This is a genomic window from Hydrogenophaga atypica (assembly GCF_042665215.1).
In the GTDB taxonomy this organism is placed as follows: domain Bacteria; phylum Pseudomonadota; class Gammaproteobacteria; order Burkholderiales; family Burkholderiaceae_C; genus Hydrogenophaga; species Hydrogenophaga defluvii_A.
The window spans coordinates 36311-50520 of record NZ_JBHTCA010000021.1 but is presented as its reverse complement, the minus strand read 5'-3'; the positions used below and the strand labels follow the sequence as shown (position 1 = coordinate 50520).

15 protein-coding genes are annotated in these 14210 nt (G+C 62.5%); 10 read left to right on the top strand and 5 right to left on the bottom strand.

The window, feature by feature from the left end; all coding sequences use genetic code 11:
* Positions 1–12 precede the first annotated feature (12 nt).
* On the top strand, positions 13–1107 hold the full coding sequence (locus ACFQPB_RS18970) for a protein-glutamate methylesterase/protein-glutamine glutaminase (RefSeq protein WP_382201726.1): 1095 nt from the start codon (positions 13–15) through the stop codon (positions 1105–1107).
* A gap of 29 nt (positions 1108–1136) precedes the next feature.
* Here the strand turns inward: ACFQPB_RS18970 and ACFQPB_RS18965 are convergent, their stop codons facing one another.
* On the bottom strand, positions 1137–1667 hold the full coding sequence (locus tag ACFQPB_RS18965) for a hypothetical protein (RefSeq protein ID WP_382201725.1): 531 nt from the start codon (positions 1665–1667) through the stop codon (positions 1137–1139).
* A gap of 173 nt (positions 1668–1840) precedes the next feature.
* On the opposite strand from ACFQPB_RS18965, the gene ACFQPB_RS18960 reads away from it, so the two are divergent.
* The 9 genes from ACFQPB_RS18960 (at position 1841) to rfbC (ending at position 9567) form a co-directional block, all read left to right on the top strand.
* Complete coding sequence (locus ACFQPB_RS18960) at positions 1841–2233, top strand: glycerate kinase (protein WP_382201723.1); 393 nt, start codon at positions 1841–1843, stop codon at positions 2231–2233.
* The gene (locus tag ACFQPB_RS18955; RefSeq protein ID WP_382226631.1) at positions 2230–3681 is read left to right on the top strand and encodes an LTA synthase family protein; all 1452 of its coding nucleotides are present in this window, start codon (positions 2230–2232) and stop codon (positions 3679–3681) included. The genes ACFQPB_RS18960 and ACFQPB_RS18955 overlap by 4 nt, the downstream gene beginning before the upstream one ends.
* Positions 3682–3730: 49 nt before the next feature.
* On the top strand, positions 3731–4666 hold the full coding sequence (locus ACFQPB_RS18950) for a branched-chain amino acid transaminase (RefSeq protein ID WP_382226628.1): 936 nt from the start codon (positions 3731–3733) through the stop codon (positions 4664–4666).
* A 10-nt stretch (positions 4667–4676) separates the two neighbouring features.
* Positions 4677–4895 (top strand): zinc-finger domain-containing protein, encoded by a 219-nt coding sequence (locus ACFQPB_RS18945; protein ID WP_382226625.1) that lies wholly within the window; start codon positions 4677–4679, stop codon positions 4893–4895.
* A gap of 124 nt (positions 4896–5019) precedes the next feature.
* Complete coding sequence (locus ACFQPB_RS18940; protein WP_382226622.1) at positions 5020–6180, top strand: O-antigen ligase family protein; 1161 nt, start codon at positions 5020–5022, stop codon at positions 6178–6180.
* Positions 6177–7244: a dTDP-glucose 4,6-dehydratase gene (gene rfbB / locus ACFQPB_RS18935; RefSeq protein ID WP_382226619.1), complete on the top strand. Its 1068-nt coding sequence runs from the start codon at positions 6177–6179 to the stop codon at positions 7242–7244. Before ACFQPB_RS18940 ends, rfbB begins: the two co-directional genes overlap by 4 nt.
* Positions 7241–8131, top strand: a complete 891-nt coding sequence (gene rfbD / locus ACFQPB_RS18930) for a dTDP-4-dehydrorhamnose reductase (RefSeq protein ID WP_382226617.1) — start codon at positions 7241–7243, stop codon at positions 8129–8131. Before rfbB ends, rfbD begins: the two co-directional genes overlap by 4 nt.
* Before the next feature lie 9 nt (positions 8132–8140).
* Positions 8141–9022 carry a glucose-1-phosphate thymidylyltransferase RfbA gene (gene rfbA / locus ACFQPB_RS18925; RefSeq protein ID WP_382201709.1) on the top strand — a complete coding sequence of 294 codons (882 nt, stop codon included), beginning with the start codon at positions 8141–8143 and terminating at the stop codon, positions 9020–9022.
* Positions 9019–9567, top strand: coding sequence for a dTDP-4-dehydrorhamnose 3,5-epimerase (rfbC, locus tag ACFQPB_RS18920; RefSeq protein ID WP_382226614.1), 549 nt, complete (start codon positions 9019–9021; stop codon positions 9565–9567). The genes rfbA and rfbC overlap by 4 nt, the downstream gene beginning before the upstream one ends.
* Positions 9568–9617: 50 nt before the next feature.
* Here rfbC and ACFQPB_RS18915 read toward each other — a convergent pair whose 3' ends face one another.
* The 4 genes from ACFQPB_RS18915 to ACFQPB_RS18900 all read right to left on the bottom strand — a co-directional run bounded on the left by ACFQPB_RS18915 (position 9618) and on the right by ACFQPB_RS18900 (position 14154).
* Positions 9618–10817, bottom strand: coding sequence for a urate hydroxylase PuuD (locus tag ACFQPB_RS18915; protein WP_382226611.1), 1200 nt, complete (start codon positions 10815–10817; stop codon positions 9618–9620).
* A gap of 424 nt (positions 10818–11241) precedes the next feature.
* A complete protein-coding gene (locus tag ACFQPB_RS18910; RefSeq protein ID WP_382226609.1) occupies positions 11242–12000 on the bottom strand; it encodes a GntR family transcriptional regulator in 759 nt (252 codons plus the stop codon).
* A 16-nt stretch (positions 12001–12016) separates the two neighbouring features.
* A complete protein-coding gene (locus ACFQPB_RS18905; protein ID WP_382226606.1) occupies positions 12017–13387 on the bottom strand; it encodes an NCS1 family transporter in 1371 nt (456 codons plus the stop codon).
* Positions 13388–13422: 35 nt separating this feature from the next.
* Positions 13423–14154 carry an aspartate/glutamate racemase family protein gene (locus tag ACFQPB_RS18900; RefSeq protein ID WP_382226603.1) on the bottom strand — a complete coding sequence of 244 codons (732 nt, stop codon included), beginning with the start codon at positions 14152–14154 and terminating at the stop codon, positions 13423–13425.
* Positions 14155–14210: the final 56 nt, after the last annotated feature.

Below are 14210 nucleotides of genomic sequence, written 5' to 3'. Positions count from 1 at the left end.
GCTGACTGAAAGATGAGCAAGATCAAAGTGGTGGTGGTCGATGACTCGGCGCTGGTGCGCAGCCTGCTGGCCGAGATCATCAACCGCCAGCCCGACATGGCCTGCATTGGCACTGCCAACGACCCACTGGCAGCGCGCGAGATGATCCGCGAACTCAACCCCGACGTCATCACCCTGGACGTGGAAATGCCCAAGATGGATGGGCTGGAGTTCCTCTCGCGCCTCATGAAGCTGCGACCCATGCCGGTGTTGATGGTGTCCACCCTGACCGAACGGGGTGCCGAAATCACCATGCGGGCGCTCGAAATGGGTGCGGTGGATTTTGTGGCCAAGCCGCGCATTGGTGTGTCCTCCGGCTTGCGCGAACTGGGCGACGAAATTGTGGACAAGCTGCGCATTGCTGCCAAAGCGCAGGTGCGGCGCCTGACTGCCCCGCCGCCTTCGGCAGGCAGCGGCAGTGCCGGCGCCACCACCGCACCCACGGCCGCCAAACCTTTTGGCCGGCTCTCCACAGAAAAAGTCATCTGCATTGGCTCGTCCACCGGTGGCACCGAAGCCATCAAAGAAATCCTGGTGCGCATGCCGGCCGACTCCCCGGCCATCGTCATCACCCAGCACATGCCGCCGGGTTTCACCACCAGTTTCGCTGCCCGGCTCGACAGCTTGTGTCGCATTTCGGTATCGGAAGCGCGAGACGGCGAACGCATCCTGCCCGGCCACGCCTACATCGCCCCGGGCGGACTGCAGTTCCGCATTGACCGCAGTGGCGCCAACTACGTGGCGGTGGTGGAGGACACCCCGCCGGTCAACCGCCACAAGCCCTCGGTGGAGGTGTTGTTCAAATCGGCGGCCAAGGTGTTGGGGCCGAACGCCTACGGCGTGATGCTCACCGGCATGGGTGCCGATGGCGCGACCGCCATGAAAGAAATGCGCGACGCGGGCAGCTACAACTACGTGCAGGACGAGGCGAGTTGTGTGGTGTTCGGCATGCCCAAAATGGCCATCCAGGCCGGCGCCGCCCACGAGGTGTTGCCCTTGCTCCAGATCGCGGACGCACTGACGGAGCGCATCCGCTCGTCAGGTGGTGCGGTGCGCCACCGAATTTGAACCGCAAAAACGGGGCACAACGGAGCGCTTCAGACTTCGATGTCGATGAAGGTGCCGGGGCTGTTGGGCGGTTTGCCGCCTTCCGGCAACATGTAGGGTGTTTCGTTGATCGGCATTTCGGTGCGCGGTCCCTCGGGTGCGGCGGCTTCTGCGTTGGCACTGAGGGCATCCACAGCGGCCCGGCTGGCCTTCCAGAGGTTGGGAATGAACTGCTCGATCTGTTGGTCCAGCGCTTGTTCCACAGACGACTTGGGCTCGGCCGGCAACTCACCCTTGAAACGCGACGGGGTCAAGGGCGCCTCTTCCGACACCGCCTGCAGGTTTTTGGGCAAATCCGGCTGGACAGCTTCACCCGGTGCCGTGACCGGTGGCAAGCTCGATGGCAGGTAAGTGGCTTGTGCACCGGTGCCTTCGCCAGACGGGATGCTGACCACGGTACCACCGCTGCTGTCGCGCGTCACCGAGGGGCTGGAACGGCCAGCCGTCACCGGCGGCGGTGGTGTCGCCACGGGTGTCTGCAGGGGCCTGGGGGCCACGCCAATCGATGATATGGTCAGCATGATGTTCTCCTTGCTGGACGGATACGGTCGACGGATTACCGCCGTTCCCTCATGTTATCGGACACTTGAGTCCCGTCTTTAGGCTTTTTTTGACTTTCTTTCCATCGATGCAGCGTCTCTTCACGCAACGCCCCTGGAGGGCAAACACCCGAACCGCCTTCTGGTGGACGGCCATGGCACTGGTTCTGTGGGGCGCCTGGCGCCAATACGGCGGCCTGGGGCTGCTGTTGGCGTTCAGCATGCTGATGTTCTGGCTCACGATCCAGTTCAGCCAAACCTTGCGGGTGCTCAAGCGCGCAGCCAGCCAGCCCAAAGGCAGCGTGGCCCATGCCCTCAAACTCCATGTGAAACTCAAACCCGGCATGAAACTGCTGGAAGTGATTGGCTTGACCGGCAGCCTGGGCGAGATGTTGTCCGAGCCTGACACCCAGCCTGAGGTGTTCCGCTGGAGCGACGCCAGTGGCTCGTCGGTCACAGCGCACTTTCTGGATGGCCGGCTGCTGGAACACCACATTGTTCGTGTGCAGGCCGATACGGAGCGCACGGACGGACCTCACAACCCGTGAGCCGACGCACCAGCCTGCTGGGCACGTTTGTGCTCTCGGCATTGACCATGGCGCTGTACCGCTTCCCGTTCTGGATCGTGGAGGAGTTCGGTGACATCAGCTTGGAGCAGGCCTGGTTTCACCTGACTTTGAGCGGTACACAGACCTGGGCAACGGTGCCAACAGCGCTGGTGCGGGGCACGGTGCGTGAACTGGTTCTCAAGCCAACGGTCTGGGGGTTGGCGGTGACGTTGTTGGCAGGCCTTCTCGGCCACCGGGGCGCTGGGCGACGCCGTCTTGTCGAGCTGCTGGTGGGTGCAAGCGCGGTCGTCTTGGGTGGCATGGGGCTGATGCGAACGGCACAGGCGCTGAATCTTCAAGATCACTGGACACGACAGAGCGATGGGCCCGACTGGATGGAGACATACCACGTGCCGCCCAAGATCGAATATCTGGCCCAACAGACTGGGCACCCACCTCACAACCTGGTGCTCATCTATGTGGAGTCGCTGCAGAACAAGTTTGTGCAGCCGCAGCGCCCGCTTGCACGATGGCGTGAAAAGCACACCTCGGCAAGCCGCTTTTTCACACTTCCTGGCACGCAGTGGACACTGGGTGGCATAGTGGCCAGCCAATGTGGCTTGCCGCTGATGCCAACCGGTTGGACAGGCCGCAACAACTTTGACGAGATGCAGGCACCTTTGCGCGGCGCTGTCTGCCTGGGCGACGTGCTGCGTGCTGCAGGCTACAAGACCGCTTTTGTGGGCGGCGCCGACCCCGACTTTGCGGGGAAAAGACAGTTCTTACAGACCCATGGTTTTGAGAGCGTGTACGGCCGGGAAGACATACGCAAAAGCACAGACACTTACCAATGGCCCACGGACTGGTGGGGGGTGGAGGACCACACCATGCTGGCCTATGCCAAACAGGTCCTCGGCGACCTCTCGCGTGGTCCACAGCCGTTTTTCCTGAGCCTGCTCACCCTGGACACCCACGGCCCCGACGGTCTGATGTCGCGGCACTGCCCTGCCCCCGACACCCGGCAACCGCTGCTCGGCATCTTTGATTGCAGCCTCACAGCGGTCGAAGATTTCTTGGCCGAGCTGCATCGCCAAGGTCACATGCAGAACACGGTCGTGATTGTCATGGGTGACCACCCGCTGATGGCGCCCGGCTGGAAATCGCCACCGCCGCAAGACGCCGATCATGCCGCCAACGATGTGTTTTTTGCCATGGCCGTGCCGGACCAAGGCACCCGCAAGCTCGCGGCCATTGCCCACTTCGACGTCTACGCCCTCAGCCTTCAGGCGACCCTGCGCACCCGCGACCAAGCGCTGGCGCTAGGGCGCACGCCACCGCAACGCCCCAGCCTGGTCGAAAGCGAAGGGCTGGATCGCCTGGCGGCCAGACTGCGATCACCCTCACCCGGCTACCAACGGCTTTGGCAGGTGCCCCCTGCACCACCGTAAAATGCGTTTTTTGCCGCCAATGGTTGCGGCGCAACAACAAAGGCAAGACATGTCCGTGATTCCCTCGATGTCCGACCGCGACGGCAAGATCTGGATGGATGGCCAGATGGTCGACTGGCGCGACGCCAAAATCCACGTCCTGACCCACACGCTGCACTATGGCTGTGGCGCCTTCGAGGGCGTGCGCGCCTACAAAACCCCTCAAGGCACGGCCATCTTCCGCCTGCAGGAGCACACCGACCGCCTGTTCAACAGCGCCAAGATCCTGCGCATGGCCATTCCGTTCACCAAAGAACAGGTGAACGAGGCGCAACGTGCGGTGGTGCGGGACAACCAGCTGGAAAGCTGCTATCTGCGCCCGCTGACCTGGATCGGCGACAAGAAGCTGGGCGTCAGCCCCAAGGGCAACACCATCCACCTCATGGTGGCCGCGTGGGCGTGGGGCGCTTACCTGGGCGAAGAAGGGTTGAAGCGCGGCATCCGCGTCAAGACCAGCAGCTACACCCGCCACCACGTCAACATCACCATGACACAGGCCAAGGCGGTGAGCAACTACACCAACTCCATATTGGCCAACATGGAAGTGACCGATGAGGGTTACGACGAAGCCCTGCTGTTGGACAGCTCGGGTTTCGTGAGCGAAGGCGCTGGAGAAAACATATTTATTGTCAAAAACGGCGTCATCTACACCCCCGACCTGTCGGCCGGCGCCCTGAACGGCATCACCCGCAACACGGTGTTCCACATCGCCAAAGACCTGGGCCTGGACATCGTGCAAAAACGCATCACCCGCGACGAGGTGTACATCGCCGATGAAGCCTTCTTCACGGGTACCGCCGCCGAAGTGACGCCCATCCGCGAACTCGACCGCATCGAACTCGGTGCCGGCTCGCGTGGCCCCATCACCGAGAAGATCCAGAACGCGTTCTTCGACATCGTGGGTGGCCGCAACCCGACATACGCCCACTGGCTGACCCTGGTCTGAAACACCCATCATGAGCACACCCACAGCCAACGCCGCCATCGAGCTGGCCGCCAAGGACCTCAACGCCCACGGCGGCGTGTTCTGCCCCAGCCCGCTGGCCGACATGAAACTCTGGAACAGCCACCCCAAGGTCTACTTGGACGTGGCCAAGACCGGTGAAGCCCGTTGCCCCTACTGCGGCACGGTGTACCGTCTCAAGGCCGGTGAACACGTGGCCCAAGGGCACTGAATAGGTGGGGCCGCATGGAGGGGCCCCAAGACCAAGCCAGATGACAAGAACAGATAGGGCGGTAGGTACTCTGGCCACGGCACTGGGCATAGCGGTTTTTTTGCCGGTAGGTGCTTCCTACCTTTTGCTGTTTCTGCTGACGTGTTTGCTGTTGTCGGACAGCACGTCATTCTGGGAACGCTGGCCATTTGCCGACCACCCCGGTCTCGGCTGGCTGTTGCTGGCATCGCTGGTGTGGCCGATGGTGGTGCTGCTTGCGACCGGCTGGGAGGCAGCCAGTGCGAGCCGGCTGTTTCACATCGTTCGAGTGGCGTGGGTGCTGACACTCGGGTTGATGCTGAGGCCGAACGAGGCGTGGCAAGCTGTGTATGGTCTGCTCATTGGCGCTGGACTGAGTGTGACGGTCATCCTCGTGCACCAGGTGTGGCCACTGCCTGACAACCCTCTGTGGGCCAAGCTGCTGATCGTAGACGGCAATGCCAGCAGCCAGAAGATGATCATGCTCGCCTGTACCGCAGGTGTTGGTCTCTGGCTGGCCTTGCAGAATCGGCACGGCATCTTGCACCGTGTCTTGCTCCTCTCGCTGGCGGGGGCCGCGATGACTGCCGCCGCCAGATACGGCTACTCACGCAACGCCTATATGCTGCTGGTGTTGCTGCCAGGTGCGCTGTTTCTATACCGCTTGCGACACCACCGTGCAGCGTTGTGGGTGCCACCAGTGTTGGTCTTGACGATATTTGCACTGGCTTGGTCGCTGTCACCTGTGATGCAAGCCCGCTGGCTGCGAGCCATCAGCGAGCTGCAAGCGTCGTTGGCCGGTCTCGACTACGAGGGCAGCAGCGTGGGCGTGCGCTGGGCCATGTTTCGACTGGCCTGGGACAGTATCTGGGCACACCCACTCCTGGGCACCGGACTGGGCAGCTGGGAGCCAATATGGCATGCCCACTCTGTGCAAGCGCCGTTGATGAGCCTGACCAACAATCCCCACAACGACTTCCTGCTGTATGGCATGGAAACCGGGCTCCCGGGCATGCTGATCTTGGCGACAACCTTGGGTTGGTTTCTTTGGAAAAGCTGGGTCAACCACTCCCCTCTGGGCGGTATCGCCTTTCTTCTTGCCATCGCGGTGGTCGTTACCGCGACGATCAACGCGCCTTTCCGAGATGCGACCTTGGGCATGTCGCTCATTTGGTTGATGGCCGCCACGACAAGCCTACACACCAGGTTGCCACAGACACACTCCGATCAACACGTCGTCATGACCCCGAAGCCCAACACACCATGAGCATCCTCGTCACCGGCGGCGCCGGCTTCATCGGCGCCAACTTCGTTCTCGACTGGCTCGCACAATCCAACGAGCCCATCGTCAACCTCGACAAGCTCACCTACGCCGGCAACCTGGATAACCTGGCCTCGCTGCAGGGCGACGGGCGCCACACCTTTGTGCAAGGCGACATCGGCGACCGTGTCCTGCTCGACCGCCTGCTGGCCGAGCACCACCCGCGCGCCGTGTTGCACTTTGCTGCCGAAAGCCACGTGGACCGCTCCATCCACGGCCCCGAGGACTTCATCCAGACCAATGTCCTCGGCAGCTTTCGCCTGCTCGAAGCCGTGCGCGGATACTGGAACACCCTGCCCGAGACGGAAAAAGCCGCCTTCCGTTTCCTGCACGTGAGCACCGACGAGGTGTATGGCAGCCTCTCGCCCACCGATCCGGCCTTTGCAGAAACCCACCGCTACGAACCCAACAGCCCGTATTCCGCCAGCAAGGCCGCCAGCGACCACCTGGTGCGCGCCTGGCACCACACCTTCGGCCTGCCGGTGCTCACCACCAACTGCAGCAACAACTACGGGCCCTACCACTTCCCCGAAAAGCTTATACCGCTGATGATCGTCAACGCCCTGGCCGGCAAACCGCTGCCGGTGTATGGCGACGGCATGCAGGTGCGCGACTGGCTTTACGTGAAAGACCACTGCAGCGCCATCCGTCGCGTGTTGCAGGCGGGTCGCCTGGGCGAGACCTACAACGTGGGCGGCTGGAACGAGAAACCGAACATCGAGATCGTGAACACCGTGTGCGCCCTGCTGGATGAAATGCGACCACGCGCGGACGGCCAGCGTTACGCGACCCAGATCACCTACGTGAAAGACCGCCCCGGCCACGACCGGCGCTACGCCATCGACGCGCGCAAGCTCGAAGCCGAACTGGGCTGGAAACCGGCCGAGACGTTCGAAAGTGGCATACGCAAGACCGTGGCCTGGTACCTGGCCAACGCCGACTGGGTGGCGCGCGTGCAAAGCGGCGCCTACCGGGACTGGGTGTCCACCCAGTACGAAAGCGCAGCGTGAAGGTACTTCTGCTGGGCAAAAACGGACAGGTTGGCTGGGAGCTGCAGCGCAGCCTGAGCGTGGTGGGTGAACTTGTGGCCCTCGACCGCCACAGCACCGATCACTGCGGCGACCTGTCCCAGCTCGACGGCCTGCGCGATACCGTGCGTACCCTCCGCCCTGATCTCATCGTCAACGCCGCCGCCCACACCGCGGTGGACAAGGCCGAGAGCGAGCCCGAGTTGGCGCAGCGCATCAATGCCCTGGCCCCGGGGGTATTGGCCGAAGAAGCGGCCCGGCTGGGCGCGCTGCTGGTGCACTACAGCACCGACTACGTGTTTGACGGTGGCGGTTCAAGGCCTTGGCTGGAGTCCGACACCACCGGGCCACTTTCGGTCTACGGCAGCAGCAAACTGGCCGGGGAACACGCGATTGCCGCCAGCGGTTGCAGCCACCTCATCCTGCGCACCAGTTGGGTGTACGGGGCACGCGGTGGCAACTTCGCCAAGACCATGCTCCGCCTGGCCGCTGAACGCGAGCGGCTGACCGTCATCGACGACCAGTGGGGGGCTCCCACCAGTGCCGAGCTTTTGGCCGACGTGACCGCACACGCGGCCCGCAGCACGCTGCTGCATCCCGAACGTGCGGGCCTCTACCACTGCGCCGCTGCGGGCGAAACCACCTGGAATGGCTATGCCCGGTGTGTGCTGGCGCACGCACAATCTCGGGGCCGCACACTCAAGGCGGGGCCGGAGCAAGTGGAGAAGGTGCCGACCTCAGGTTTCCCGACCCCCGCCCGCCGTCCCCACAACTCGCGGCTGGACTGCACCAAGTTGCAAACCACCTTCCGCCTGCGCCTGCCCCCCTGGCAACAAGGTGTGGCCCGCATGCTCGATGAAATTCTCTGACAACACCCCATGACCCAACGCAAAGGCATCATCCTCGCTGGTGGCTCCGGCACCCGCTTGCACCCGGCCACCCTGGCCATCAGCAAACAGCTGCTGCCCATCTACGACAAGCCCATGGTCTATTACCCGCTGAGCACGCTCATGCTCGCGGGCATGCGCGACATCCTGCTGATCAGCACGCCACAAGACACGCCGCGCTTTGAGCAACTGCTGGGCGACGGCAGCCAGTGGGGCATCAACCTGCAATACGCCGTGCAACCCAGCCCCGATGGCCTGGCTCAGGCCTTCATCATTGGCGAGCCCTTCATTGGCAACAGCCCCAGTGCCCTGGTGCTGGGCGACAACATCTTCTACGGCCACGACTTCCAGCCCCTGTTGCACGCGGCCGATGCCCAGACCAGCGGCGCCACCGTCTTCGCCTACCACGTGACCGACCCCGAGCGTTACGGTGTGGTGGCGTTTGATGGCGCCGGCAAGGCCAGCAGCATCGAAGAAAAACCCAAGGTCCCCAAAAGCAACTACGCCGTCACCGGCCTGTACTTCTACGACCAGCAGGTCATCGACATCGCCAAGGCCACCAAGCCGAGCGCCCGTGGCGAACTGGAAATCACCACAGTGAACCAGACCTACCTGGAACAGAACCAGCTGAGCGTGCAGATCATGAAACGGGGTTACGCCTGGCTGGACACCGGCACCCACGACAGCCTGCTGGACGCGGGCCAATTCATCGCGACGCTGGAGCGTCGCCAAGGCCTCAAGATTGCTTGCCCGGAAGAAATTGCCTGGCGCAGCGGCTTCATCGACGACGCGCAGCTCGAAAAGCTCGCCGCGCCACTGGCCAAAAGCGGCTACGGCCAGTACCTGCAAGGCCTGTTGAAAGACAAGCCATGAACGTGATTGAAACCGACCTGCCCGGCGTGCTCATCATCGAACCCAAGGTGTTTGGTGATGCGCGCGGCTTCTTCTTCGAGAGCTTCAACCAGCAGCGCTTCAATGAAGCCACGGGCACGCGCTTTGACTTCGTGCAGGACAACCACAGCCGTTCGGCCAAGGGTGTGTTGCGCGGCCTGCATTACCAAATTCAGCAACCCCAGGGCAAACTGGTGCGGGTGGCACGCGGCAGCGTGTTTGACGTGGCGGTGGACCTGCGCAAAAGCTCGCCCCACTTCGGCCAGTGGGTGGGGGTGGAGCTGAGCGAGGACAACCAGCGCCAGCTGTGGGTGCCACCGGGTTTTGGCCACGGTTTTGTGGTCACCAGCGACAGCGCCGACTTCCTGTACAAAACCACCGACTACTACGCGCCGGCCTTCGAGCGCTGTGTGGCCTGGAACGACCCATCCATCGGCATCGAATGGCCGAAGCTTGGCATGGCCCCCCTGTTGTCGGCCAAGGACGCCGCTGGCCTGGCCCTGCAAAACGCCGACGTGTTTGCCTGACCAGCGCTGCGGCCACCCAGCGTTGCTGGGTTGAGCCGCTCGCTCAAGCCTCAATCCACCTTGGCGCCGCCCTTGAACCACTGGGCAAACAGGGCCCGCTCATCATCCGTGAGGCCGGTCGCGTTGTTCATGGGCATGAGCTTGCTGACCACCACCTGCTGGTAAACCGTTTGAGCGTGCTGTTGCAACAGCGCCGGGCTGTCCAGCCGCACGCCCTTGGACTGCAGTGCCTCGCCGTGGCACATGGCACAGCGTTGTTCGATCACCGGTTTGAGCTGGGCGTAGCTCACCACAGCGGGTGCCGCAGCGGCGGTGGCCGACGGCGCCGGCTTGAGCCACACGATCAGCCCGATCAGGACAACCACACCCACGGCGGCGTATTTCCATGGGTGGGGGTTGCGACCCAACTTGTAACCGTGGCGCATGACAAAAAACTGTCGGATGGCCGCGCCGGCAAACATCAGCCCAATGAGGATGAGCCAGTTCTGCGGATGGCTGTAGGTGAAGCTGTAGTGGTTGCTCAGCATGGCAAACAGCACCGGCAGCGTGAAGTAGGTGTTGTGCACGCTGCGCTGTTTGCCACGCTTGCCGTGGATGGGGTCCACCGGCCGACCGGCCTTCAGATCGGCCACCACGGTGCGTTGGCCGGGAATGATCCAGAAAAACACGTTGGCGCTCATGGCGGTGGCGATCATGGCGCCCACCAGCAAGAAGGCCGCCCGACCTGCAAACATCTGTGTGGCCGCGTAGGCGGCAATACACACCAGCACCAACACGGCAGCGCCCACTTTGGCATCGCCGTTCTCACCTTGGCCCAGGGTGCGACAAATGCCGTCGTAGAGCAGCCAGAACACCACCAGGAAAGCCAGGGCAGCACCAATGGCGGCCGCCGGCGTCCAGGCCATCACCTTGGGGTCGATCAGGTAGACGCTGGGGCTCCACAAGTAGGACACCAGGAACAGCGCGAAGCCACTGAGCCAGGTGGAGTAACTTTCCCAGTAGAACCAGTGCAGGTGATCGGGCAGCTTGGGCGGGCTGACGTTGAACTTGACCGGGTGGTAGAAACCGCCACCGTGCACCGCCCACAACTCGCCGCTCACGCCCTGCTTTTTCAGGTCGTCATCGACCGGTGGCGTGAGGCTGCTGTCGAGGAAAACGAAGTAGAAGGAGGAGCCAATCCAGGCGATGGCGACGATGACGTGCAGCCAACGCAGCAGCAGGTTGGCCCAATCGAGCAGGTAGGTTTCCATGGAAGCCTCGTGTGAATAACGACGTTGCGGTTCACCACTGCGGGCGCTCTGAACCACTTCCGAACCGCGAACCAGACAAACCTGAAACCCTTCAGCTTGCCAGCACCGCTGCGATTGCTGGGGCAAAGTGTATACAGTTTTTGGGAACCAGGCACCCAAGGGATTACCCTTGGCTCGCCATCATGCAAGGACGATGCCAAGCTAGGAGTCTGCGCGGCAGAAGCGCGTCGGCTGCAACGCGTGGAGAAAAGTCCCACTTCGCACCCGTTTTTCCGGCTGTGGCTACGGCCACAGTCCTCAAAAGCGGGCACAAATTGGACTCTTTTCCCACGCGTTTCGCTTCGACGCCTTCTGCCGCGCAGACTCCTAGGTGGCGGACCGATGTCTCGAGACACGACCTCAGGGCGACTGCCCCAGGACGCACTCACATCATCAGCGCCTTCACCAGATCGAGCTGGCGCCCCGCACCCACCTGCTGCAGATCCAGGCTGGCTTCAAGCCGGCTGAGGTGATCCATCATGTATGCCACCGCGGCATCGGTGTTTTTTTCTTCGCACAACCGCAGAAACTGCTCGTGTTCATCGGTTGCACAGTGGGCGTCGTTGTGGCTCTGGTAAAGCATGGCGATCAGCGAACTGCGCCCCACCAACTCTGTGACGATTTCTGTGAGGATGTGGTGCCCCGTCAGTTCGGCCAATGCCACGTGGAAGTCGCCGAGCAGTTGTTCTCGCACCGCCCCCAGCGCCAAGCCCTTGAGACTGGACCTTTCCATGCGGACATGCTGCCGCAGGCGATCAAAGTCGGCCCGCGTTGCACGGGCCACAAACAAGCGCACGATTTCGCTTTCAATGAGACGGCGCGCCGAAAAGATTTCGCGCGCCTCCTCCACCGTGGGCTGGCAGACAAACGTGCCCTTGTCGGGCACGGTATGCACCAGCTTGTCTTTGGCCAGCATCACCAAGGCGGCACGCACCTTGGTGCGGCTGACCGCATACACCCGCCCCAGGGCCTCTTCACGCAACCAGGTGCCGGGGGCAATGCGCCGCTCGACGATGGCGGCCGCCAGGTCTTGGGCAATGCTCTCGACAGTGGGGGCCGAGCCAGCCCCCTCCGAAGCAGAAGCCGCCCCCGGTGCTGGACCGGTTGAGGGCGCTGTGTGGGCAGAGGAGCGGCGAGTGACCATGCACCCGATTCTAGGCTCAGGCCCTCCGTGCAACGGCCGCCGTCCGCTGATCCACACCCTGGTTGCCGTCCATGAAGCGGCGGCAAGGTGCCCAGTGGTTCATCAGCAGGTAGTAGCACAGGCCAGCGGGCAAGAGGCTGGCATACCAGCTCACCTTGGAGAAGTAGAGCGCCACCACCGCGCCAAACAGGGTGGCGATGATGCCAGCCCAGTTCACGCCACGGTAGGGGCCGTTTTCATCGTAGAGCTTCTGCAAGTCCAACTGGCGCCCGCGCAAGATGTAGTAGTCCACCACCAACACGGCAAAAATAGGCCCCAGGAAAGCGGAATAGGTCTGCACAAAAATCTGCAGCCCACTGGACGACTCGTCCTTGACCAGCTCCCACGGAAAGGTACAGAAAGCCAGCAAGCCCACCAGCACGGCCGATTTTTTGAACGACAGCTTGAACACGTCCATCAGCACGTAGGCGGGCGGCACCACGTTGTTGAGCACGTTGGTGGTGACTTGCGCAAACGCAATGAACAGCAGCGTGATCACCAACAGCGGCTTGTTGTCCACCGCACTGGAGAACACCGCAATGGGGTCGCTGGTGCCGGTGGCGCCCGCCACCATCAAACCGATCAGACCCATGAAGATCGTGGCTGGCAGGATGGACATCGCGTAGATCGTGGTCAACAGGCCGGGACGCACGTCGCGGTGCAATTCACGGGAATAGTCGCTGACGTTGAGCATCATGGTGCTGTAGATGCCCAGAAACAGCATGGTGGCACCCCAGAAAGGCAGGCCCCAGGTGCCTTCGATGCTGGTGATCTTGGCGTCAATGGCACCCCCGTACTTGGTGATGACGGCCCAGAACATGTAGAGCAGCGAAGCGATGATGAAAACGCTGCCGACGTTTTCCAGCCACTTGATGCCCTTGAAGCCATACACCGACAACGCAATCTGGAGCACCTGGAAAATGATGAACCAGACCACCAGGTTGTCGAAACCCAGCAGCGCAGCCGACACGGCGTTCAACGCACCCGCACCGATCCAGCTCTGAAAGCCGTACCACACCACGGCGGGCACCGCACGGATCAAGCCGGGGAATCGGGTACCGGCAAAGCCGAAAGCGGTGCGCGCCTGCACCATGAAGGGTATGCCGTACTTGTGGCCGGCTGCCCCATTGATGGTCAGGGCCACGCCGATGACGAAGCAGCCCACCGCAATGGCCGTCACCGCCTGCAACATGTTGAGTTGCCCCACCAGGCTGGAACCCATGGCGAAGGTGCCGATGGACACGCAGCCTCCCAGCCAGGCCAGCAGGTAGGACCATTTGTCCATGATCCGTGTTTGTTGTGGCGCCAGCGATTCTTCGCCCGCCGACTTGTCGTGAGATTCACTCATGGATTGCCTCCGTCGATCGTTGAAATACGCGCCGCTCAGGCGCTGAAATGCCTGAACTGGCCTGCAAAGGCCTTCGGGCGTGGGAAATCGAGGTCACCGTGTTTGCTGGTCTTGAGCCCCAGGTGCACGAGGGATTCGGCCAACTTGACGGCCGCGCTAACGCCCTCCACCACCGGCAGGCCAACGGCGTCCGAAATGGTGTCCGTCAGATCGGCCATGCCGCCGCAGCCCAGCACGATGGCGCCGATGCCATCCTCGTGTTTGGCCCGCAAGCTTTCCTCAATGATCTTGCGCAGCGCAGCATCCGGATCGTGTTCCAGGTCCAGCACCGGAATTTCGGCGGCCCGCACTTTGCGACACAAATGCGCAAAACCGTATTGCTGCAACAGGTGCTCCGCAATGATCCCGGTGCGACCCAGGGTGGTGACCACCGAAAAGCGCGTGGACACCATGGCCGCCATGTGAAACGCGGCTTCGGCGATGCCAATCACCGGCGCCCGTGTGAGCTCACGGGCCGACCAAAGCCCCGGGTCTCCAAAACAGGCGATCACATAGGCGTCGGTTTGCTCGCGCTCACCGGCCAGCACTTCCTCGGCCACGCCCACGGCAGCAACAGCTTCATCGAAATGGCTCTCGATGGACACCGGTCCCCCCGCCGGCTGGGTGGCCACGATCTGCGTGCCGGGGCCAGCCACACGGGCTGCGGCCGCGCCAATGGTCTCGGTCATGGCGCACGTGGTGTTCGGGTTGATGACACGTATTTTCAAGGATCCTCCGTTCATGGTTAACGTTTGAATTCAATTTTTGTACACAATATTTGGAT